The 22401-nt window shown below is 71.5% G+C and carries 20 protein-coding genes; 6 read left to right on the forward strand and 14 right to left on the reverse strand.

What is annotated here, in order from left to right:
- Window positions 1-53: 53 nt before the first annotated feature.
- Both ACFYW9_RS35435 and aroH read right to left on the reverse strand, forming a co-directional pair.
- Window positions 54-1139, reverse strand: coding sequence for a prephenate dehydrogenase (locus tag ACFYW9_RS35435; protein ID WP_326788650.1), 1086 nt, complete (start codon window positions 1137-1139; stop codon window positions 54-56).
- Window positions 1136-1498, reverse strand: a complete 363-nt coding sequence (gene aroH / locus ACFYW9_RS35440; protein ID WP_351864246.1) for a chorismate mutase — start codon at window positions 1496-1498, stop codon at window positions 1136-1138. Before aroH ends, ACFYW9_RS35435 begins: the two co-directional genes overlap by 4 nt.
- A gap of 256 nt (window positions 1499-1754) precedes the next feature.
- On the opposite strand from aroH, the gene ACFYW9_RS35445 reads away from it, so the two are divergent.
- The 4 genes from ACFYW9_RS35445 to ACFYW9_RS35460 all read left to right on the forward strand — a co-directional run bounded on the left by ACFYW9_RS35445 (window position 1755) and on the right by ACFYW9_RS35460 (window position 4281).
- The gene (locus ACFYW9_RS35445; RefSeq protein ID WP_389159238.1) at window positions 1755-2429 is read left to right on the forward strand and encodes a hypothetical protein; all 675 of its coding nucleotides are present in this window, start codon (window positions 1755-1757) and stop codon (window positions 2427-2429) included.
- 26 nt (window positions 2430-2455) lie between these two features.
- On the forward strand, window positions 2456-3040 hold the full coding sequence (locus tag ACFYW9_RS35450) for a DUF6529 family protein (protein ID WP_389159240.1): 585 nt from the start codon (window positions 2456-2458) through the stop codon (window positions 3038-3040).
- Window positions 3037-3447, forward strand: a complete 411-nt coding sequence (locus tag ACFYW9_RS35455) for a Rieske (2Fe-2S) protein (protein ID WP_351864253.1) — start codon at window positions 3037-3039, stop codon at window positions 3445-3447. The genes ACFYW9_RS35450 and ACFYW9_RS35455 overlap by 4 nt, the downstream gene beginning before the upstream one ends.
- Before the next feature lie 180 nt (window positions 3448-3627).
- Window positions 3628-4281 (forward strand): DNA polymerase beta superfamily protein, encoded by a 654-nt coding sequence (locus ACFYW9_RS35460; RefSeq protein WP_389159274.1) that lies wholly within the window; start codon window positions 3628-3630, stop codon window positions 4279-4281.
- A 20-nt stretch (window positions 4282-4301) separates the two neighbouring features.
- On the opposite strand, the gene ACFYW9_RS35465 is transcribed toward ACFYW9_RS35460, so the two are convergent.
- The 12 genes from ACFYW9_RS35465 to ACFYW9_RS35520 all read right to left on the reverse strand — a co-directional run bounded on the left by ACFYW9_RS35465 (window position 4302) and on the right by ACFYW9_RS35520 (window position 18526).
- A complete protein-coding gene (locus ACFYW9_RS35465; RefSeq protein WP_389159242.1) occupies window positions 4302-5102 on the reverse strand; it encodes a DNA polymerase beta superfamily protein in 801 nt (266 codons plus the stop codon).
- A gap of 3 nt (window positions 5103-5105) precedes the next feature.
- The gene (locus ACFYW9_RS35470; protein ID WP_389159244.1) at window positions 5106-6128 is read right to left on the reverse strand and encodes an ADP-ribosylglycohydrolase family protein; all 1023 of its coding nucleotides are present in this window, start codon (window positions 6126-6128) and stop codon (window positions 5106-5108) included.
- A gap of 11 nt (window positions 6129-6139) precedes the next feature.
- Window positions 6140-6883 carry an NUDIX domain-containing protein gene (locus ACFYW9_RS35475; protein WP_389159246.1) on the reverse strand — a complete coding sequence of 248 codons (744 nt, stop codon included), beginning with the start codon at window positions 6881-6883 and terminating at the stop codon, window positions 6140-6142.
- A gap of 308 nt (window positions 6884-7191) precedes the next feature.
- Window positions 7192-8445 carry a pseudouridine synthase gene (locus ACFYW9_RS35480; protein ID WP_389159248.1) on the reverse strand — a complete coding sequence of 418 codons (1254 nt, stop codon included), beginning with the start codon at window positions 8443-8445 and terminating at the stop codon, window positions 7192-7194.
- Window positions 8445-9101 carry an SMC-Scp complex subunit ScpB gene (gene scpB / locus ACFYW9_RS35485; RefSeq protein WP_351864271.1) on the reverse strand — a complete coding sequence of 219 codons (657 nt, stop codon included), beginning with the start codon at window positions 9099-9101 and terminating at the stop codon, window positions 8445-8447. Before scpB ends, ACFYW9_RS35480 begins: the two co-directional genes overlap by 1 nt.
- Window positions 9098-10381 carry a segregation/condensation protein A gene (locus ACFYW9_RS35490; RefSeq protein WP_389159250.1) on the reverse strand — a complete coding sequence of 428 codons (1284 nt, stop codon included), beginning with the start codon at window positions 10379-10381 and terminating at the stop codon, window positions 9098-9100. The genes scpB and ACFYW9_RS35490 overlap by 4 nt, the downstream gene beginning before the upstream one ends.
- 18 nt (window positions 10382-10399) lie before the next feature.
- The gene (locus tag ACFYW9_RS35495; protein WP_351864276.1) at window positions 10400-10978 is read right to left on the reverse strand and encodes a hypothetical protein; all 579 of its coding nucleotides are present in this window, start codon (window positions 10976-10978) and stop codon (window positions 10400-10402) included.
- Window positions 10963-12090 (reverse strand): ParA family protein, encoded by a 1128-nt coding sequence (locus tag ACFYW9_RS35500; protein ID WP_365876908.1) that lies wholly within the window; start codon window positions 12088-12090, stop codon window positions 10963-10965. The genes ACFYW9_RS35495 and ACFYW9_RS35500 overlap by 16 nt, the downstream gene beginning before the upstream one ends.
- A gap of 438 nt (window positions 12091-12528) precedes the next feature.
- Window positions 12529-13653 carry an alanine dehydrogenase gene (ald, locus tag ACFYW9_RS35505; protein ID WP_328668044.1) on the reverse strand — a complete coding sequence of 375 codons (1125 nt, stop codon included), beginning with the start codon at window positions 13651-13653 and terminating at the stop codon, window positions 12529-12531.
- Window positions 13654-13814: 161 nt separating this feature from the next.
- Window positions 13815-15896 (reverse strand): tetratricopeptide repeat protein, encoded by a 2082-nt coding sequence (locus ACFYW9_RS35510; RefSeq protein ID WP_389159253.1) that lies wholly within the window; start codon window positions 15894-15896, stop codon window positions 13815-13817.
- 218 nt (window positions 15897-16114) lie between these two features.
- The gene (locus ACFYW9_RS35515) at window positions 16115-16741 is read right to left on the reverse strand and encodes an NUDIX hydrolase (RefSeq protein WP_351864284.1); all 627 of its coding nucleotides are present in this window, start codon (window positions 16739-16741) and stop codon (window positions 16115-16117) included.
- A 117-nt stretch (window positions 16742-16858) separates the two neighbouring features.
- Window positions 16859-18526: a CTP synthase gene (locus ACFYW9_RS35520; RefSeq protein ID WP_339128483.1), complete on the reverse strand. Its 1668-nt coding sequence runs from the start codon at window positions 18524-18526 to the stop codon at window positions 16859-16861.
- Between the two features lie 548 nt (window positions 18527-19074).
- Between ACFYW9_RS35520 and ACFYW9_RS35525 the strand changes: the two genes are divergently transcribed.
- Together ACFYW9_RS35525 and ACFYW9_RS35530 are read left to right on the forward strand one after the other, a co-directional pair.
- Window positions 19075-20877 (forward strand): glycoside hydrolase family 15 protein, encoded by a 1803-nt coding sequence (locus ACFYW9_RS35525; RefSeq protein ID WP_351864335.1) that lies wholly within the window; start codon window positions 19075-19077, stop codon window positions 20875-20877.
- Between the two features lie 103 nt (window positions 20878-20980).
- Window positions 20981-22375, forward strand: a complete 1395-nt coding sequence (locus ACFYW9_RS35530) for an FAD-binding oxidoreductase (protein ID WP_351864287.1) — start codon at window positions 20981-20983, stop codon at window positions 22373-22375.
- The last annotated feature ends 26 nt before the right edge of the window (window positions 22376-22401 follow it).

Consider the following 22401-nt stretch of genomic DNA (forward strand, 5'->3'; position numbering starts at 1 on the left):
GTATCGCCGGCCCTTCCCGGCGGCGGTATCGCCGGCCCTTCCCGGCGGCCGTCTCACTGGCGCAGCGCCCAGCCCCGCTCCCGCAGTGCCGCGCCGAGCACCGGCACCGCCTTCGGCTCCACCATCAGCTGCACCAGACCGGCCTGCTGACCGGTCGCGTGCTCGATGCGTACGTCCTCGATGTTGACGCCGGCCATCCCCGCGTCGGCGAAGATGCGGGCGAGCTGACCGGGCTGGTCGTCGATGAGGACGGCCACGACCTCGTAGGCACGCGGCGCGGAGCCGTGCTTGCCGGGGACACGGACCTGGCCCGCGTTGCCGCGGCGCAGGACGTCCTCGATGCCGCCGGCGCCCTCGCGGCGCTTGGCCTCGTCGGAGGACTGGAGGGCACGCAGGGCCTGGACCGTCTCGTCGAGGTCGGCGGAGACGTCCGCGAGGAGGTCCGCGACGGGGCCCGGGTTCGCGGAGAGGATGTCGATCCACATCCGGGGGTCGGAGGCCGCGATCCGGGTCACGTCGCGGATGCCCTGCCCGCAGAGCCGTACCGCCGTCTCCTCCGCGTGCTCCAGGCGCGCGGCGACCATGCTGGACACCAGGTGGGGCATGTGCGAGACGAGCGCCACGGCGCGGTCGTGGGCGTCCGCGTCCATGACGACGGGCACGGCACGGCAGTGCGAGACCAGTTCCAGGGCGAGGTTCAGGACCTCGGTGTCCGTGTCCCGGGTCGGGGTGAGCACCCAGGGCCGGCCCTCGAAGAGGTCGCCGCTCGCGGCCAGCGGACCGGACTTCTCACGGCCCGACATGGGGTGCGTGCCGATGTACGGGGTGAGGTCGAGGCCGAGCGCCTCCAGCTCGCGGCGGGGACCGCCCTTGACGCTGGCGACGTCGAGATAGCCGCGGGCGAGACCGCGCCGCATGGCGTCCGCGAGGGTCGCGGCGACGTGCGCCGGAGGCGCGGCGACGATCGCGAGGTCGACGGGCCCCTCGGGTGCCTCGTCCGTGCCGGCGCCGAGCGCGGCCGCCGTACGGGCCTGCTCCGGGTCGTGGTCGGCGAGGTGGACGACGACGCCGCGGGAGGCGAGCGCGAGGGCCGCGGACGTGCCGATCAGCCCGGTTCCGATGACGAGTGCGGTCCTCACTGGGCGATGTCCTTGCGGAGCGCGCCCGCGGCGCCCAGGTAGACGTGCACGATCTCGGCGCGCGGCCGGTCGGACTCGATGTGGGCGAGAACACGGACCACCCGGGGCATCGCGCCCTCGATGTCCAGTTCCTGCGCGCAGATCAGCGGGACGTCGACGATGCCGAGCTTGCGCGCCGCCGCGGCCGGGAAGTCGCTGTGCAGATCGGGTGTCGCGGTGAACCAGATGCTGATCAGGTCGTCCGTGGTGAGCGCGTTGCGCTCCAGGATGGCGGTGAGCAGCTCGCTGACCTGCTCGTCCATGTGGCCGGCCTCGTCCCGTTCCAGCTGGACGGCTCCCCGGACCGCTCGTACCGCCACGGTGATGCTCCTCGCTGATCTGTGTACACGTCGTGTCACACCAGCGTAGTCAGCCCCCGGGGGCGCCGGTGCGCGGCGCCCGCCTGACGAGACGGGGGCCGGGTACGGGATCCGGCCGGGACCGGCCGTCCGGGCGCGTCGATGTCACCCGAATCGCCCCATTCCGCTACTTCTGGCGAGAATGCGCCCGTGCGCCTCTGGACGCGGGCGCGCGTGTCCGCTCTCATGGCAGGAGACCGCCCAGGGGGAGGACCGGATGAAGCGACCAGGGCCCCTTCTCACCCTCCTCGCGGGGCTGGTGTTCGGCGTGTTCCTGCTGACGCTCAACGCGACGACGGGGACGAAGAGCACCTCGAACCCGTACGGGGAGGCGTCGCCGGGCGTCTCGGTGTCGGCCACCGCGCCACCGGACTCCGCCTCGCCGTCGCCGTCGCCGAGCCCCTCGCCGTCCCGCGGCGCCGTTCCCAACGCCGACTACGCGGGCCGTACCGACGACGACACCTCGGCGGTGGCGGTCTCCCTGCGGGGCGGCAAGGCGATCGCGTACTTCTGCGACGGGCACGACAAGGAGTCCTGGCTGAAGGGTGCCGTCGAGGACGACGGGACCCTGAAGCTCACGGGCAGTCACGGCGACGAGCTGAACGGAACCCTCCAGGGGGGCGACAAGCTGATCCGCGGCACCGCCGACGTCGGCGGGGAGCGGTACGCCTTCACGGCGGACAGGGCCGTCAAGCCCTCCGGCCTGTACCGGGCGACGGCCACCGTGCGCGGCGCGAAGGTCGACGGCGGCTGGATCGTGCTGCCCGGCGGACGGCAGGTCGGCGTCGTCGAGCGCGACGGCACCCCTTCGGCGGCACCGTCGATCGACCCGGAGACCGGCGCCGTGACGATCGACGGACAGAAGATCATCGCCCGCCCTGTCACCCCCTGACCGCCTCTTTCCACCGGGAGCCGTTCATGACCGTGGACCCGAACGCCGCCACCCAGGGCTTCCCCTCCCCGCCGCCCGGCCACGGCCGCGCCGACGCGGCCCGCTACCTCGTCCCGGCCCTGGTCGCCGCGGCCGTCGCGGTCGGCCTCGGTGTCTACGGCAAGGTCCACGACCCCACGGGAACGGCGTTCAATATCGCCGGTTTCAGCAGCACGGGCGCCGTGAAGTCCTGGCTGGCGACGGCGGCGTTCTTCTTCGCCCTCGTCCAGCTCGTCTCGGCGCTCATGATGTACGGGAAGCTGCCGGGCCCGGGCTGGGCGGCGAGGCTGCACCGGTGGTCGGGACGGATCGCGTTCCTGGTGGCGGTACCGGTCGCGGTGCACTGTCTGTACGCGTTGGGCTATCAGACGTACAGCACACGCGTCATGTGGCACTCGCTCCTGGGGTGCTTCTTCTTCGGTGCCTTCAGTGCCAAGATGCTGCTGCTCCGCTCGGAGCGCCTGCCCGGCTGGCTGCTGCCCGTCGTCGGCGGACTCGTCTTCGCCGTGCTCACCGCCGTCTGGCTGACATCCGCCTTCTGGTTCTTCCGTACGTTCGGAGTGACGACATGACCGACCGCTCGACGCGGCGCACCGTGATCCTCGCCGCGGGGACGTCCGCGCTGCTCGCGGGGTGCAGCGAGTACGGCGACAAGAACAGCTCCTCGGACGAGTCGCCGAAGGCGTCCAGCGGGCAGCAGCTCGCCACGACGAGTGACATCCCGGTCGGCGGAGGCACGGTCTTCAAGGACCAGAAGGTCGTGGTCACCCAGCCGGCGAAGGGCGACTTCAAGGCCTTCTCGGCGGTCTGCACCCACCAGGGGTGCCTGGTGGACAAGGTGGCGGACGGAACGATCGACTGCCCGTGCCACGGCAGCAAGTTCGGTGTCGAGGACGGGGCGGTGAAGGCCGGTCCCGCGCCGCGTCCGCTGCCCGCGGAGAAGATCACGGTGCAGGGAAACTCGATCCGGCTGGCGTGAGAGGGCCCGTAGGCTCCGGACATGCGCTCCGAAGCCCCCGTACCCCACGCGGCCCCGACCCGGCCGGTGTCCCCGGCACCGGCGGTGCCGCCCGCGCCGTCCGACGCGCCCGCGTCAGCGCCAGAGGTCCCGGCGGCCGGGCTGTCGCTGGTGCGGGACCACACGGTCTACTCCTGTGTGATGGGGTCACGCGCCTTCGGACTGGCCACCGACGGCAGTGACACCGACCTCCGGGGCGTCTTCCTCGCCCCGACCGCGCGGTTCTGGCGCTTCGAGAAACCGCCGACCCATGTCGAGGGCCCGGCGCCGGAGCAGTTCAGCTGGGAACTGGAGCGGTTCTGCGCGCTCGCGCTGCGCGCCAACCCGAACATCCTGGAGTGCCTCCACTCCCCGCTCGTCACGTACGCGGACGACACCGGCCGCGAACTCCTCGACCTGCGCCGGGCCTTCCTCTCCCGTCAGGCGCACGAGACGTTCACCCGCTACGCCCTGGGCCAGCGCAAGAAGCTGGAGGCCGACGTCCGTACGCACGGCGCCCCGCGCTGGAAGCACGCCATGCACCTGCTGCGCCTGCTCACGAGTGCGCGCGATCTGCTGCGCACCGGCTCCCTGACGATCGAGGTCGGGGAGCAGCGCGAGCCGCTGCTCGCGGTGAAGCGGGGCGAGGTGTCCTGGAGCGAGGTCGAGCGCTGGATGGTCCGGCTGGCGGCGGAGGCCGAGGAGGAGGCCGTCGGCAGCCCGCTCCCGCCCGAGCCCGACACCGCGCGCGTCGAGGACTTCCTGATCCGGACCCGCCGGGCCTCAGTGCTCCGGGACGCCGCCGGAGACCGTTAGGGCCTGTCGGACGGGAATGGTCAGACAGGCCCCGGTCCTCCCGGGACCATGTCCTGTCCTCCCCCGAACCCGTCCAGCCGGACCCTGACCACGAAGGCCTGCAGAGCGTCGTACGCGGAGGCGGCGTCCGGCAGTTCGGAGGCCTCCTGTGCCTCGTCGAGGAGTACGTGCAGCCGCTCCACGTCCTCCTCCACACGAGCGCGCGGGACGTCCGCGGGCCCGTGCTCCCGTTCCGCCTTCGCGGCGATCAGGTCCGCGAGGTACGCGGGAGAGGCGATCTGCCCGGCCAGCGTGGGCAGATCGGCCTGCACCTCCCCGCTGCGCATGAGGTGGATGCCGGTGAGCAGCACACGGAACGTGTAGAGCAGCGGCTTGAGTTCGCCGCTCTTCTCGAAGAGCCGCCACTGTGTGGCCGCGAACCCCCGGTAGTGGTGGGCGTGGTGACGGGTGACGACATCGGGGGCGAGCGAGATCAGCTCACGGTGTTCGTCGCTCGTGCGCACGACCAGCGGCGACAGGAGCTGCTCCAGCACATAGCCGTTGCGCCGCAGCATGAGGCGTACGAACTTGCGCAGGTCGTGGGTGACCAGGTCCATCTCGACCCCGTCCCGGAACCACATGCGCGACCGGGTCTCCTCCGGCTCGCCCAGCCCGACGAGGGCGGCCGTCGGCAGCACATGGACACCGCGCAGGTCGACGTCGGAGTCGCGGGACGGGAAGCCGTACAGGTGCGCTCCGGAGACGGTGGCGAAGAGCACGGGGTCGGGCTGTCCAGCCACCACGCTCGCGAGGTCGGCGCCGGGACCGAGGACGTTTGTCATGGCTCAAGCATCCCAGAGCGCCCCCAGCGACATGAGGTCGCTCTGGTACTCGACGCGGTCGGCCCAGTCGGTCGGCCAGGCCTCGGAGCCGTGGTGGGCGCCCGCGAAGGCCCCGGTCAGGCAGGCGATGGAGTCGGAGTCGCCCGAGGTGCAGGCGGCCCGGCGCAGCGCGGTGACGGGTTCGTCGACGAACATCAGGAAGCACAGCAGGCCGGTGGCGAACGCCTCCTCGGCGATCCAGCCCTCACCGGTGGCCAGGCAGGGGTCGTCCTCGGGCGACACGGTCCGCACGGCCTGGCGGAGGTTGTCCAGGACGGCGATGCACTCGTCCCAGCCGCGGGAGATGTACGCCTCGGGAGTGGCGTCGTGGCAGAAGGTCCACAGGTCGCCGAGCCAGCGGGAGTGGTAGCGGTGCCGGTTCTCGTGCGCGTACGCGAGCAGCAGGCCGATCAGTTCCGCGGGCCGGGCGCCCTGGGAGAGCAGCCGGACGGTGTGCGCGGTGAGGTCCGAGGCGGCGAGCGCGGTGGGGTGGCCGTGGGTGAGCGCGGCCTGGAGCTGGGCGGCGCCGGCGCGCTGTTCGTCGCTGAGTCCGCGGGCGAGCCCGACGGGCGCCACGCGCATGTTGGCGCCGCAGCCCTTGGAACCGGTCTGGCTGGCCTCCTGCCAGCGGCGGTTCTCGTCCTTGAGGAGGTTGCAGGCGACCAGGCAGGTCCGGCCGGGGGCCCGGTTGTTCTCGGGCGACCGGTACCAGTCCACGAACTCCTCGCGGACCGGCCGTTCCATCCGCAGCGGGCCCAGCAGTCCGCGGTCCATGGCGGTGCGCAGTCCGTTGGCCAGCGCCAGGGTCATCTGGGTGTCGTCGGTGACGATCGCGGGCCTGGGCAGCGCCATCTGCCGCCAGGGGCCGCACTTCTCGAGGATGGCGGGCACGGTGCTGAACTCGGTGGGGAACCCGAGCGCGTCTCCGAGGGCCAGGCCGATGAGGGAACCGGTGGCTGCGCGCTTGGTCAGGGTCGTGCTGGTCATCGGGGCCGTCCTTACGAGGTGGGACGCAGCAGTGGTGGGTGCAGAACCTTGGCGCCGCCCGCGCGGTAGAGGGCGGCGGGTTTGCCGCGGCCGCCGGTGAGGCGTGCGGCACCGGGGACCTGTTCGACGAACCCCGGCGTGGCGAGGACCTTGCGCCGGAAGTTGGGCCGGTCGAGCGTGGTGCCCCACACCGTCTCGTAGACGTGCTGAAGCTCTCCGAGGGTGAACTCGGGCGGGCAGAAGGACGTGGCGAGACAGGAGTACTCCAGCTTGGCGCCCACGCGTTCGTGGGCGTCGGCCAGGATCCGGTCGTGGTCGAAGGCGAGCGGGCCGATCGCGTCGAACGGCAGCCACCGGGCCTGCGCCGCGTCGCCGCCGCCGTGCGGTTCGGGCGGGTCGGGCAGCAGTGCGGCGAACGCGACGGAGACGACCCGCATACGGGGGTCGCGGTCGGGTTCGCTGTAGGTGCGCAGCTGCTCCAGGTGGAGTCCCGAGAGGTCCGACAGGCCGGTCTCCTCGGCGAGTTCACGCCGTGCGGCCGTCTCGGCGGACTCGCGGGGCAGCACGAAGCCGCCGGGCAGGGCCCAGCGGCCGGCGTACGGTTCCCGGCCCCGTTCGATCAGCAGGACCTGGAGTGCGCCCGCGCGTACGGTCAGGACGGCCAGATCGACGGTGACGGCGAAGGGCTCGAAGGCGTACTTGTCGTAGCCCTCGGGCGCCTCACCCCCCGGCGCGCGGCCCTTGCCCGTCTCCACTCCCGCGTCCCCTGCTTCCCATGGTGACCTTTTATGGTCACCCTGACCATGGTCATTACGACTATAAAGGGAGCGCGGGGTGTCAACAAGGCTTTCGACCGGGGAAGTTGTGGTCCAGGTGCGCAGGGAGGCCCGGCCCTCGTACCCCTAGTACCCCTCGCAGGACCGCCGGGCCCGCAGATACGTCTCCCGGAGGCGAAAACGAATCGGCCGGCCCCGGAGAAGTTCCGGGACCGGCCGATTCGCGCGCGGGATGTCCGCGGGCCGCGGGAGCCGTGGGGCTCCCGGGCCTCAGGGTGCTTCCGGGGTCAGAGACCGACCTCGGCCATGAGCATGCCGACCTCGGTGTTCGACAGGCGGCGCAGCCAGCCCGACTTCTGGTCACCCAGGGTGATCGGGCCGAAGGCGACGCGCACCAGCTTGTCGACCGGGAAACCGGCCTCGGCGAGCATGCGGCGCACGATGTGCTTGCGGCCCTCGTGCAGGGTCACCTCGACCAGGTAGTTCTTGCCGGTCTGCTCCACGACACGGAAGTGGTCCGCCTTCGCGTACCCGTCCTCCAGCTGGATGCCGTCCTTGAGCCGCTTGCCCAGGTCGCGCGGGATCGGGCCCACGATGTGCGCGAGGTAGACCTTCTTCACGCCGTACTTGGGGTGGGTCAGGCGGTGCGCCAGCTCGCCGTGGTTGGTGAGCAGGATGACGCCCTCGGTCTCGGTGTCGAGCCGGCCCACGTGGAAGAGCCGCGTCTCGCGGTTCGTCACGTAGTCGCCGAGGCACTGGCGGCCCTCGTTGTCCTCCATCGTGGAGACGACACCGGCCGGCTTGTTCAGCGAGAAGAACTGGTACGACTGCGTCGCGACCGTCAGGCCGTCGACCTTGATCTCGTCCTTCTCCGGGTCGACGCGCAGACCCTGCTCCAGGACGATCTCGCCGTTGACCTCGACCCTGGCCTGGTCGACCAGTTCCTCACAGGCACGCCGGGAGCCGTAGCCCGCTCGCGCGAGGATCTTCTGGAGGCGCTCGCCCTCCTCCTCGGCGCCCGGGAACGTCTTGGGCAGCTTGATGTCGGGCTTGCCCGCGTACCGGTCCCGGTTGCGCTCCTCGGTCCGCGTCTCGTACTCACGGGAGCGCGCGGGCTCGGTACGGCCGCCGCGCTGCTGGCCCTGCTTGGGGCCGCCCTTGGCGCCACCGCGCGCCGAGGCTCCGCGACCGGACTTCGGGCCTTCGTGCGTGCCGCCGGGGCCTACGTCGTAGCGACGCTCCTCGGGACGGGGCTTGCTGGGACGCTTCGGCTGGTCGTCGCGCCCCTGCGCCGAGCTCCTCGGCTGGAAGCCGCTCCCGCCGGTTCCCCGCGAGCCGCTCCCGCCGCTGCCGCGCGAGCCGCCGCCGCTCCCGCCGGTTCCACGGGAGCCACCGCCCCCGCCGGTCCCACGGGAACCGCCACTGCCGGTCCCACGCGAACCGCCGCTGCCGCGCGATCCGCCGCTCCCGCCGCTCCCGCCGGTTCCCCGCGGGTTGCCGCGCCCGCTGTTCCTGCCGCTGCCACTGCCACTGCTTCGCATCAAAGTTCCGTCGTCGTCGTGTCGTCTGCGTCTGCGTCCGGTGCATCCGGATCGAACGACGGGACCCCTTCCAGCGTCTCGGCCTCGATCGCGTCCGCCTCGGGGAGGAAGGGCGCGAGCTCCGGGAGCTCGTCCAGACCACGCAGGCCCATTCGCTCCAGGAAGTAGTTCGTCGTCGTGTACAGGATCGCACCTGTTTCGGGTTCCGTGCCCGCCTCCTCGACCAGACCGCGCTGGAGGAGGGTCCGCATCACGCCGTCACAGTTGACTCCGCGGACCGCGGAGACCCGGGACCGGCTCACCGGCTGGCGGTACGCGACGACGGCGAGCGTCTCCAGGGCCGCCTGGGTGAGCCGGGCCTGCTGGCCGTCCAGGACGAAGCGTTCGACGGCGCTCGCGTACGCGGGACGCGAGTAGAAGCGCCAGCCGCCCGCGATCAGTCTGAGCTCGAATCCGCGGCCCTGGACGGTGTACTCGTCGGCCAGCGCGCGCAGCGCGTCCGCGACCTGCCGCCGGGGCCGCTCCAGGATCTTGGCCAGGTGTTCCTCGGTGGCCGGCTCGTCCACGACCATCAGGACGGCCTCCAGGGCGGCCCCGAGATCGAGGCCGGCGACGGTGGGCGGCCCCGCGGGGGTGCCGGTGCTCTCCTCGCTCACGCCTTCTCCTTCTCGCTCCCGCGCCCTGCCGCGTCCTTCGCCGCTTTCCTCGCCCCGTTCTCCGCCTCGTCCCGCGCCGCTTCCGCCGGCCGGTCGAACTCGTCCGTCACCCGCGGACCCTCGTCGGCCTCCCCGCCCGTCCAGCGCACCACCAGGTCCCCGAGAGCCTCCTCCTGGTCCAGGGCGACGGCCTTCTCCCGGTAGAGCTCCAGCAGGGCCAGGAAGCGGGCGACCACGGTGAGGGTGTCGTCGGTGTCCTCCACGAGCGAGCGGAAGCTCGCCTCGCCGAGTTCCCGCAGCCGCGCCACCACGATCCGGGCCTGTTCCTGCACGCTGACGAGCGGCGCGTGGATGTGGTCGACGTACACCTGGGGCTTGGGCCTGGGCTGCATCGCCTTCACGGCGAGCCTCGCGAAGCCCTCGGCCCCGATGCTGATGACGACCTCGGGCAGCAGTTCGGCGTACTGCGCCTCCAGGCCGACGGTACGGGGATAGCGGCGGGCCTCCTCGTCGAGGCGCGCGTTGAAGATGTCCGCGATCTGTTTGTACGCGCGGTACTGCAGCAGCCGCGCGAACAACAGGTCCCGCGCCTCCAGCAGGGCCAGGTCGGCCTCGTCCTCGACCTCGGCGGCGGGCAGCAGCCGGGCCGCCTTCAGGTCGAGCAGGGTCGCCGCGACGACCAGGAACTCGGTCGTCTGGTCGAGATCCCAGTCCGGGCCCATCGCCCGGATGTGCGCCATGAACTCGTCGGTGACCTTGGACAGCGCCACTTCGGTGACATCGAGCTTGTGCTTGGAGATGAGCTGGAGCAGCAGGTCGAAGGGCCCCTCGAAATTCGAGAGCCGCACCTTGAAGACACCGCCCCCGGAATCGGCGGGAGCACCGCCGGCGCCCTCGTCGGCCGCGGGGGCCTCTCCAGCGCCCGCGCCGTCCGTACCGGGCCGCGGGAGGTCGCCGGGTGCCGTGGGCGCCCCGGTCGCCTCTCCGCCACCCGCGGGCGGCTCCGCCGGCCCTTCCGGCGCCGCGGAGGGCGCGGTGGGGGCTACAGGCGCTCCCGGGGGCTCGGCCGGTGTCCCGGGCCCGCCAGGCCTCCCGGCGCCCTCCCGGGGCGTCTCGGGCGGCTCCGCGGGGGCTTTCGGGGGTTCGGCCGACGGGCCGGCCGGGACGGAAGGAGGCTCAGGCGGTGCCTCGACCGGTCCCGGCGCGCTGCCGGGACCGCGCCCCAGCGCGCGCCGACGGCCGCCGGAGGCGGCTGACGGGGGCGGGACGTTCGAGGTCATAACCGTCGAAGGCTACCGCTACCGCCCGCGCAGTCGCCGGACGAGAATGCTCGCGTCCCCGCGGGACTCCAGATCCGCCAGGACCACGGCGACCGCCTCGCGGACGATCCTCCCGCGGTCGACGGCGAGACCGTGTTCGCCGCGGAGCACCAGACGCGCGTGCTCGAGGTCCATCAGCTCCTCGGCGGACACGTACACCGTGATCTTCTCGTCGTGCCGTTCCCGCCCGCTGGGCCGGCGGTTCGCGGCGCGTCCCCGCTTGCGGGACGACTGCACGGACGTGGAAGGGGCGGCAGAACCTTCCTGCGCCGGCCGGCCGCGCCCCGAACGGTCCGGGGCGCCGGCCCGGCTGCGGGACTCCCCCGCGTCCGACGACTCGGTGCCGGCGGCGACATGTTCGTCGCCCTCGCCGTCACCGCCCTGGACGGGCACCGACTGGGGCGCGTCCTCCCCGGCCGCCGCGTCGCTCTCGCCGGCCGGAGCCGGCACCCGGGCCTCGCCGTTGGTCCGGCGGTTGGGGGTGGACGACTGGAGCGCCATGCCCCCGGTGGTACGGAACAGTTCGTCGGCCCCCGGCAGACTCACTCGGCGTGACACCGGGCGAGCACCTCCCTGGCGAGCTGGCGATAGGCGGCGGCGCCGACGGAGTTGGAGGCGTAGGTGGTGATCGGCTCACCGGCGACCGTGGTCTCCGGGAAGCGGACGGTCCGGCCGATCACGGTGTGGTAGACGTGATCGTCGAAGGCCTCGACCACGCGCGCGAGCACCTCACGGCTGTGCACCGTGCGGGAGTCGTACATCGTGGCGAGGATGCCGTCGAGCTCCAGCTCGGGGTTGAGCCGTTCCTGGACCTTCTCGATCGTCTCGGTGAGCAGCGCGACACCGCGCAGCGCGAAGAACTCGCACTCCAGCGGCACGATCACCTTGTGGGCCGCCGTCAGCGCGTTCACGGTGAGCAGGCCGAGCGAGGGCTGGCAGTCGATCACGATGTAGTCGTAGTCGGCCAACAGCGGCTTCAGGGCGCGCTGGAGCGTGGACTCGCGGGCGACCTCGCTCACCAGCTGCACTTCGGCGGCGGACAGGTCGATGTTGCTGGGCAGCAGGTCCATGTTCGGGACCGCCGTCTTCAGGAGCACCTCGTCGGCCGCCATGCCCCGCTCCATGAGCAGGTTGTAGACGGTGAGGTCGAGCTCCATCGGGTTGACGCCGAGTCCCACGGACAGCGCGCCCTGCGGGTCGAAGTCGACGAGCAGCACCCGGCGTCCGTACTCCGCGAGCGCGGCACCCAGGTTGATGGTCGACGTGGTCTTGCCCACGCCGCCCTTCTGGTTGCACATCGCGATGATCGTCGCGGGGCCGTGACTGGTCAGCGGACCCGGGATCGGGAAGTAGGGCAGCGGGCGCCCCGTCGGGCCGATGCGCTCACGGCGCTGACGGGCCGCGTCGGGCGCGAGCGTGGCCGCGTACTCCGGATCGGGCTCGTACTCGGCGTCGGGGTCGTAGAAGTGCCCCTCGGGCAGTTCGTCGTAGTCGGCGAAGTGGGTGTGGTTCTCGCCACTTCCGTTGCCGGCCATGGCGTTCACGTGATGGCCATCCATGCTCGGGTGTGCTGTCTGAGTCATCCGGGGACTCTGATGGGCTGCGAAGGTGCGGACAGCGACGGAGCCGACAGCCTCGAGCCCCGTGGGGCTCTGGCCCCGCGCCGGCATTCCTGGTTGACCACCCCCGGGAGTAAATGTCGACTCATTCACAAGTCGTCTTACCTCCTTGGTGACCAGGGAACTTCTCGATAGGTCAGCGTGGCACCATGCCGACGATTGGCGACTCTATGGCGTGTCACCGCTCCGCAGCAACACAATCCGCCGGACCCGACCCGATGTGTCGGCAACCGAACATCCCTCTGTCAAGGGCGTAAGGCCGTCGCACGGCAGGTTTCACCGGTGTGCGAATCGGTCGAAGAGTTACGTTCGTGGCGACTTGAACGAGTGCCGCGAAGTGACCCGACGCACACCCGGCCGGACCTTGTCGGGCAAGGTCCGGCCGGGTGTGCGGTGTTGACGACCTGTGTTGACGTATCGCCTTTTCCCGGCGCCGAGTCGGCAGCCGATGCCGGCTTCCCGGAGTCACCCCGGGAGCCGTCGGGAAACTCAGCCGAGCAGGCTCTCCAGCGCGACGTGCTCCAGCCCGTGGGCCTCGGCGACCTCGCGGTAGACAACCTTGCCGTCATGGGTGTTGAGGCCCTTGGCCAGCGCGTTGTCACGGCGCAGGGCCTCGGTCCAGCCACGGTCGGCGAGCTCGACGATGTACGGCAGCGTGGCGTTGGTCAGCGCGTACGTCGAGGTGTTGGGGACCGCGCCGGGCATGTTGGCGACGCAGTAGAAGACCGAGTTGTGGACCGGGAAGGTCGGCTCGGCGTGCGTGGTGGGACGCGAGTCCTCGAAGCAGCCGCCCTGGTCGATCGCGATGTCGACAAGGACACTCCCGGGCTTCATCCGCGCGACGAGCTCGTTGGTGACCAGCTTCGGCGCCTTGGCGCCGGGGATCAGGACGGCCCCGATCACGAGGTCGGCCTCGAGGCAGGCCTTCTCCAGCTCGAAGGAGTTGGACATGACGGCCTTGACCTTCGTGCCGAAGATCTTGTCGGCCTCGCGCAGCTTGTTGATGTCGCGGTCGAGCAGCGTCACCTCGAAGCCCATGCCGATGGCGATCTGCGCGGCGTTCCAGCCGGAGACACCGCCGCCGATGACGACGGCCTTGGCCGGCAGCACGCCCGGGACACCGCCGGGCAGGACGCCGCGGCCGCCGTTGGCGCGCATCAGGTGGTAGGCGCCGACCTGCGGGGCGAGACGGCCCGCGACCTCGGACATCGGGGCGAGCAGCGGCAGGGCGCGGTTCGGCAGTTCGACGGTCTCGTAGGCGATCGCCGTGGTGCCGGACTCCAGGAGGGCGTCCGTGCACTCCTTGGAAGCGGCCAGGTGCAGGTAGGTGAAGAGCGTCTGATCCTTGCGGAGGCGGTGGTACTCCTCCGCGATGGGCTCCTTGACCTTCAGCAGCAGGTCGGCGGTGGCCCAGACCTCGTCGGCGGTGGACAGGATCTGCGCCCCGGCGGAGACGTACTCCTCGTCCGTGATCGAGGAGCCGACACCGGCGTTCTGCTCGACGAAGACCTGGTGGCCGTGGCGCACGAGCTCGTGCACACCGGCGGGGGTGATGGCCACCCGGAACTCGTTGTTCTTGACCTCGCGGGGGATGCCGACCTTCACGTCGATCACGGTCCTTGACTCAGAGGGCTCTGGGGGATGCATGCCGAGGCGATGCAAGCCAGGCAATGCATGTCATACCCGACGTACGGGAGCACACCGGGAGACACCACGGAAGAACGCGGCGGAGCCAGTCTAATGAAGGGATTCCCTCTGTCTAGCCTTTCAATGCATCAATCTTCAGTGGATGCACTGCGGATTTCGTAGGCGTTACTGTCGCGTTCCGAGCCGGATGTGCTCTCAAGGAGCTCCTCTCCCAGCATGCGCTCGGCCGCCGCCCGGTGCAGCCGGGCGGCCGCCGGGTCGCCGAGCCGGTCCAGGGTGTCGGCCAGCCTGACCTGGAGCGCGGCCTGCAGCCGGACGTCGTCCGCGCGGCGCGCCCACTCGACGGCTTCCTGACAGGTGCGCAGCGACTCCTCGGGGCGTCCCGCGTACTCCTGGACCCGGGCCATCTCGCTCAACGCCCTTGCCTGGGAGGCGACATCACCGTTCTTGCGGTGCCAGGCGACCGCGGCGCGCCAGTTGACCTGAGCCTCGCCGTAGCGGCCCGCGTAGGTGTGCGCGGTGGCGATGCGCCCGTACAGCCGGGCGGCGTCCACGCGCTCGTCCCGGGCGAGCCGCTGGGCGAGCGCCCTGCCGTACCAGTCGGCGGCCCGGTCGTGGTCCCCGAGTTCCTGGTGGGCACCGCCTACGGATTCCATCGCGCGGCCGGTCGCGTACGGGTCGTTCGCCTCGCGTCCGGCGTCCAGCGCTGCCCGGTAGCGGGCGAGGGCGTCGGTCCCGCGGCCGGTCTGCGCGTCGAGGTCGGCGAGATTGAGCAGGGCCGCCGCCTTCTCGCGCGGCAGGTTCCGGCGCTCGGCGACATCCAGCACGAGACGGTGGATGCCGTACAGGTCGGCCGCCGCGGCCCGGGTGCCGAAATGAGCCGCCATCGCCCGCACCAGGGCGGCCATCAGCCGCCGGGCGAGGGTGTCCAGCTCCCCGTCGGCGACCGCCAGCCGCGCCGAGGCGAGCAGCGCGGGCCGGCGCACCCGCAGCCAGTCCTCGGCCGCCCCGGGGCCGGAGAAGCGCAGGGCGCGCGGCATCCCCGCGAGCTTCTCCCGGGCGGGCGAGCTGTCGGTCTCGGTGATGGCACGGCAGGACACCAGGAGCCGTACGGTCCGTTCCAGCATCCGGGCGCGGGCCAGCTGCACCTCGGCGGCCCGGTCATGGGTGTCGACGAGCGTCCGGAGCAGGGGGTGGAGGCAGCCGGGAACCTCGTACTGCGGCAGCTCCGAGGGGATCGCCCGCACCAGGCCGAGGCCGACGAACTCGTCCAGCGTGGTGTGCGCCGTCTGGACCGAGCAGCCGGCCAGCGCGGAGGCGGTGTGCGGGTCGACGAGGCCCGCGGGGGCCAGCGAGAGCAGTCGCAGTATCCGCGCGGCGGTGCCCGGCAGGGAGGCGTACGAGAGCCGGAAGACGCGGTCCAGCGGTGTGCCGTCCTCGCCCTCGGTGCGCAGCTGCTTGGCGAGATCGGAGACGGCGGCGGCGGGGCGCGCGGCGAGCCAGCCGCCGGCCAGCACCAGGGCGGCCGGCTGGCCCGCGCACAGTTCGACCAGTCCTTCGGCGGCGAGCGGGTCGACGGTGATGCGGACCGAGCCGGTGAAGTGGCCGAGGAGTTCGAGGGCGGACTTGGTGTCCAGGCCGCCGAGCGTGCAGGGGCGGACGTCCGCGATCCCGGTCAGCGGCCCGCCGGAGACGGCGACGGCCAGGCAGTCCGGGGAGTCGGGCAGCAGCGCGTCGACCTGCTCGGCGTCGGCGGCGTCGTCGAGCAGGAGCACCGCCCGGCGGACCGCGAGGGCCTCGCGCAGCCGCTCGCCGAGGTCGTCGGCGTCGGCTCCGGGGGGTGCGGACAGGCCGAGGGCGGTGAGCAGTTCCCGCGCGGTGGCCTCGGTGGGCACCGGGGTGCCGTCGGGTTCGGTGAGGCGGGCGCGCAGTATGCCGTCGGGGTAACTCTCGGCGACCTGCGCGGCGAGCCGGGCCGCCAGCGCGGTCCGGCCGGAGCCGGGCTTGCCCGCGATGAGCAGCACCCGGGCCCGCGGGGCCTTGCGGCCGGCGATGGTGTCGAGACCGGCGCGTTCGATGTCCGCCCGAAGTTCCTTCAACTCTCTTGCACGGCCCAGGAACTGACTCTTCGCAGGAGGGGACCCGGCAGCCGGCCGCTGCCCCTGGGACGACACCTTGGTGCCGCCGTCGTCCACCGCCTGATCCGCCACGGGCCACGCTCCCGTTCCACTGCACGCGCAAGCCCGCCGGGACTCCGGTACGGACGTTTTCCCGAGCCTAGTTCACGCTCTGCGACGATCCGTGCGGAGCGCGGCGGCGATATCCCCCGATCGGATCAGGTGATCGTAGGACCGCTACCCCCGGACGGACGTACGCGGCCCGTCCGGGGCCGGCCTCCGGAACGGCGCGGCCGCCCCGGAGGCGGACGTCAGGCCTCGAACGGGCGCGCGGGCCAGGGCGCCTCGGCCGGGCGCAGGGCGTCCAGTCCGGCGCCGTGCCGCGCGGCGAGCAGCGAGAGGACGCCCACGACCAGGCAGTTGTTGTGCAGGTCGCCGGCGAGCACACCGCCGACGAGTTCACCGAGGGGCACGCGGGCCAGCTCCATGTCGGCCTCCTCGTCCTCGACCTCGAACCGCTCGCCCTCCGCCTGGGAGAGGTCACGGGCCAGGAAGATCCGGATGGCTTCGTCGCAGCCGCCGGGCGTGGTGTAGACGTCGGTCAGCACCCGCCAGGTCTCCGCCTTGACGTGCGCCTCCTCGTAGAGCTCGCGCTGGGCGGCGTGCAGCGGGTTCTCGCCGGGGATGTCGAGCAGCCCCGCCGGGATCTCCCACAGCTTGTGGCGCACGGGGTGGCGGTACTGGCGCAGGACCAGGACACGGTCCTCGTCGTCCAGGGCGAGCACGGCCACGGAGCCCGGGTGGACCTGGTAGTCGCGGCGGACGACGGATCCGCCGGGCATGACCACGTCGTCGGTGCGCACCGAGGTCTTGTTGCCCTTGAAGGGGGTCTCGGTCGCCCGGACCTCCCACTCCTCGGGGGTGTCCTTGATCGTCATGGCCTGTCCTCCCACACGCAAAAAGAGTCCGGTCCGGTGACGGAACCGGGGCACGCGCCCGCGGGAACTCCCGCGGACCCGCACCCCGGTCACCGTACAACCTGGTGCCGCTTGGCCCTACTTGCCCGTCTTGCGTGCCACCGCGGCCTTGACCAGGCCCGCGAAGAGCGGGTGCGGCCGGGTCGGGCGGGAGCGCAGCTCGGGGTGCGCCTGGGTCGCGACCAGGTACGGGTGGACGTCGCGCGGGTACTCGACGTACTCGACGAGCTTGCCGTCCGGGGAGGTGCCGGAGAACTGGAGGCCGGCCTTCTTCTCCAGCTCGGCGCGGTAGGCGTTGTTCACCTCGTAGCGGTGGCGGTGCCGCTCCTCGACGTACTCCTTGCCGTCGTACACCTCGCGCACGATCGAGCCCTCGGCGAGCTTGGCCGGGTACATGCCCAGGCGCATGGTGCCGCCCATGTCGCCCTCGCCCGCCACGATGTCGAGCTGCTCGGCCATCGTGGAGATGACCGGGTGGCCGGTGCCGGAGTCGAACTCGGTGGAGTTGGCGTCGGGGATGTCGGCCAGGTTCCGCGCGGCCTCGATCACGATGCACTGCAGGCCCAGGCACAGGCCGAGCAGCGGGATGCGGTTCTCGCGGGCGTACTGGATCGCGCCGACCTTGCCGGAGACGCCGCGGTCGCCGAAGCCGCCGGGGATGCAGATCGCGTCGACGTCGCCGAGCTGCTTGGCCGCGCCCGCGGGGGTCTTGCAGTCGTCCGAGGTGACCCACTTGATCTTGACGCGGGCCTTGTTGGCGAAACCGCCGGCGCGCAGCGCCTCGGTGACCGAGAGGTAGGCGTCGGGCAGGTCGATGTACTTGCCGACGAGCGCCATGGTGATCTCGTGGACCGGGTTGTGGACGCGGTCGAGCAGGTCGTCCCAGGTCGCCCAGTCCACGTCGCGGAACGGCAGGTCCAGCTTGCGGACGACGTAGGCGTCCAGGCCCTCGGTGTGCAGGACCTTCGGGATGTCGTAGATCGACTTGGCGTCGATCGCGGCGACCACGGCGGCCTCGTCGACGTCGCACATCAGCGAGATCTTGCGCTTGATGGCGGTGGGGACCTCGCGGTCGGCCCGCAGCACGATCGCGTCCGGCTGGATACCGATGTTGCGCAGCGCCGCGACCGAGTGCTGCGTCGGCTTGGTCTTCAGCTCGCCGGACGGGCCGATGTACGGCAGGAGCGAGATGTGCACGACGAAGACGTTGTCGCGGCCGACCTCGTGACGGACCTGGCGGACCGTCTCCAGGAAGGGCAGCGACTCGATGTCGCCGACCGTGCCGCCGACCTCGGTGATGACGACGTCGACGTCGTCGGTCGCCATGCGGCGGATGCGGTGCTTGATCTCGTTGGTGATGTGCGGGATGACCTGCACGGTGTCACCGAGGTACTCGCCGCGCCGCTCCTTGGCGATGACGGTGGAGTACACCTGACCGGTGGTCACGTTGGCCGAGCCGTCCAGGTCCACGTCGAGGAAGCGCTCGTAGTGCCCGATGTCCAGGTCCGTCTCGGCGCCGTCGTTGGTGACGAACACCTCGCCGTGCTGGAACGGGTTCATGGTGCCCGGGTCGACGTTCAGGTACGGGTCGAGCTTCTGCATGGTGACGCGCAGACCCCGCGCCTTGAGCAGCGCGCCCAGGCTGGAGGCGGTCAGTCCCTTGCCGAGGGAGGAGGCGACACCCCCGGTGACGAAGATGTGCTTGGTCGTCGTGGCTGTGCTGTTTCGAAAAGCACTGGGCGGCATGGCCAAGAGGGGGCTCCCGTGGTCGGTCTGGGGTGCGTGCCGGCGTGGGGCCCGGAGATTTCCGGGGGTTGCCGTCGCTGCGGTTCGGGGGTTTCTTGCCCACCGGTCCACGGGCTACCAGGGTATCAGCGACCGGACGAGGTCGCTTCCGGCCACGCTCCGCGCACACCTGGGCACCCGGCCCGGCACACGGTTCACACACCGCTCACTCGATCGGCTCAGCCGGGTTGTCCGGAGCGGCACGCGGATCATCCACGTGCGTCGTATCCTGCTCGGACACTCGCCGCCGAGCCCCTCCGGCACACGGCACCATCCCGTACGTAACCGGAACCAAAGAGGGCCTGTCAGTTCGTTCGAAACGACAATCGCATCGCCCATCGCACCGACAACCGGCGTTTCGCAGCGACGCGCGACGGACGTCCTCCATCATCGACGTTCCGCAGTTACCGACTCCATTGCCTACTGTTTTTGCAGTACCTACGTTCCCTTTGACCGCAAGAGCGACCGCCCCGCGAAGGGGCGCCGTGGCCGTTCGACTGGAGATGCACGTGGCCGGGCGCATCGAGGACTACGCACTCATCGGAGACATGCAGACAGCCGCGCTGGTCTGCCGGGACGGCACAGTCGACTGGCTGTGCCTGCCCCGCTTCGACTCCCATGCCATCTTCGCGGGACTGCTCGGTACGGAGGATCACGGCTTCTGGCGGCTCGGTCCCGCGCACGCCGCCGACGCGCAGCCACCCGCGGCCTCGCGCCGCCGGTACCGCGGCGACTCGCTGATCCTCGAATCCGAGTGGGACACACCGCGCGGCACGGTCCGGGTGACCGATTTCATGCCCCCACGCGACGGCGCGCCGCAGCTGATCAGGATCGTCGAGGGCGTCACGGGCCGGGTGCCGATGCGCTCCACGCTGCGCATGCGGTTCTCGTACGGCCGTGTCGTGCCCTGGGTGCGCCGGCACGAGGGGCGCACGGTCGCGGTCGCCGGACCCGACTCGGTCTGGTTCGACACGAACTGTCAGACGTACGGCAAGGACCTGACCACCTACGCCGACTTCACCGTGGCACCGGGCGAGCGCATCGCCTTCACCGTGTCGTGGGAGCCCTCGCACAAGCAGCCGCCGCCGCTGCCCGAGCCGGAGCAGTCGCTGGAGGCGACCGAGGAGTTCTGGCGCGACTGGGTCGACCAGTGCACGTACCACGGCCCCTACCGCGAGGCCGTCGTCCGCTCCCTGATCACGCTGAAGGCCCTGACGTACGCGCCCACCGGCGGCATCGTCGCCGCGCCCACCACCTCCCTCCCGGAGGAGATCGGCGGCGTACGCAACTGGGACTACCGCTACACCTGGCTGCGCGACGCGGCCATCACCCTCTCCTCGCTGCTGCGCACCGGCTATCGCGAGGAGGCCCGCGCCTGGCGCGAGTGGCTGCTGCGCGCGGTCGCCGGCGACCCGGAGAACCTCCAGATCATGTACGGCATCGCGGGGGAACGGGAATTGGGCGAGGCCGAGCTCGACTGGCTTCCCGGGTACGAGGGTTCGGCGCCCGTCCGGGTCGGCAACGGCGCCGCGCACCAGCTCCAGCTCGACGTCTACGGCGAGGTCACCGAGGCCCTGCACCTGGCCCATATGACGGGCCTGTCCCGCAACGACTACGCCTCGCTCCTCCAGTTGAAGCTGATCCGCTACCTGGAGACCCACTGGGACCAGCCGGACGAGGGGATCTGGGAAGTCCGGGGCCCGCGGCGGCACTTCGTGCACTCCAAGGTGATGGCCTGGGTCGCCGTCGACCGCACGATCAAGCTCATCGAGTCCGGGGACGCGCACGGCCCGCTGGAGAAATGGCGCGAACTGCGCGACGACATCCACCGGGACGTGTGCGAGAAGGGCTACGACCAGGAGCGGAACACCTTCACGCAGTCCTACGGCTCGAAGGAGCTCGACGCCTCCCTGCTGCTCATCCCGCAGATGGGCTTCCTGCCGCCGGACGACAAGCGGGTGATCGGCACCATCGAGGCGATCCAGCGCGAGCTGTCCACCTCCGACGGCTTCATCCTGCGCTACCCGACCTCCGGCGAATACGCGGGCGTGGACGGTCTGGAGGGCGACGAGGGCGCCTTCCTCGCCTGCTCGTTCTGGATGGCCGACGACCTCGCGATGATCGGCCGGGTCGACGAGGCCCGCAAGCTCTTCGAGCGTCTGCTGGCCCTGCGCAACGACCTCGGTCTGCTGGCCGAGGAGTGGGACCCGCGTCTGCAGCGCCAGGTCGGGAACTTCCCGCAGGCCTTCAGCCACGTCCCGCTCATCGACACGGCCCTGCGGCTGACGGCGAGCGGGGCGTACGGCGGCTGAGCCGTGCCGGGCGCGTGGGGGATCCCGTCCCCGACGCGCCCGATGCGCCGTACCCGCCTAGCCTGGAGGAAGTCCTGTCCCCTCATGGAAGGGGGCGGCTTCCATGGCTCCCCTTTCGAAGGCCGGCGCGGCACTGGCCGCGTTCCGCGCGGGTCTCTCCGGCGATGTGGTCACCCCCGACGATCCGGGGTACGACGAAGCCCGGTCGATCTTCAACGCGATGATCGACCGGCGGCCCGCCGTGATCGCGCGGTGCGAGGGCGAGGCCGACGTGACGCGCGCGGTGCGCTTCGCGCGTGAGCTGGATCTGCCGATCGCCGTACGCGGAGGCGGTCACAGCGTCTCCGGAATGTCGCTCAACGACGGCGGTCTCGTCATCGATCTCAGCCGCATGCACGCGGTCACCGTCCACCCCGGGTCCGAGACGGTCCGGGTCGAGGGCGGAGCCGTGATGAGCCATCTCGACCGGGCCACCCAGCCGTACGGCCTCGCGACCACCGGCGGCCGCGTCTCCACGACCGGCGTCGGCGGCTTCGTCCTCGGCGGCGGCAGCGGCTGGCTGGACCGCTCCTTCGGCCTCGCCGTCGACAATCTCCTCGGGATCGAGCTGGTGACCGCCGACGGTTCTCCGGTACGCGCCACCGACCAGGAGAACCCGGAGCTGTTCTGGGCCCTGCACGGCGGCGGCGGGAACTTCGGCGTCGCCACCGCGCTCACCCTCAAGCTGCACCCGCTGCCCGAGTTCTCGATCGCCCTGGTGATGTTCCGGCCGGACGCCGGCCCCGACGTCGTGCGTGTCTACCGCGAGATCATCGCGAACGGGCCGCCGGAGGCGGGCGGCGGCGTCCTCTACCTGACCGGCCCGCCCGAGGAGTTCGTGCCGAAGGAACTGGTCGGTACGCGGCTGTGCGCCGCTCTCGTGACGTACGCGGGCGGCGAGGAGGACCTGCGCAAGGTCGCCCAGCCGCTGCTGGCTCTGCCGCACGAGGTCGAGATCGTCACCGCCCTGCCCTACGCCGACTTCCAGTGCATGCTCGACGACCCGCCGGGCCTGCGGAACTACTGGTCGGCCGAATACGTCACCGGCGCGCCCGACGACTTCGTGGACGTCTTCTGCGCCCTCGGCGAGGCCATGCCCGTCCCCACCGGCACCCAGCACGTGCTGTTCCCGCAGGGTGGCGCGATCGCCGCCGGACCGTCCCGGTTCCCGGTCCCCTACCGCGACGCGCCCTGGGCCGTGCACCCCTTCGGGATCTGGGAGGACCCGGCCGACGACGAGCGGTGTGTCGCCTGGGTCAGGAAGGTCCGCGAGGACGTCCGGCCGTGGAGCACCGGCGCGGTCTACCTGAACTTCATCGGGGACGAGGGCACGGACCGCGTCACGGCCGGGCTCGGCGAGGACAACCTCAGGCGGCTGGCCGCGGTGAAGGCCGAGTACGACCCGGACAACGTCTTCCGCTTCAACCACAACATCACCCCCGTACCGGCCGCCGCCTGACCTCGGCGCTCACCCGGACACCGCCC

Source organism: Streptomyces sp. NPDC002698 (genome assembly GCF_042888945.1).
Taxonomy (GTDB): domain Bacteria; phylum Actinomycetota; class Actinomycetes; order Streptomycetales; family Streptomycetaceae; genus Streptomyces.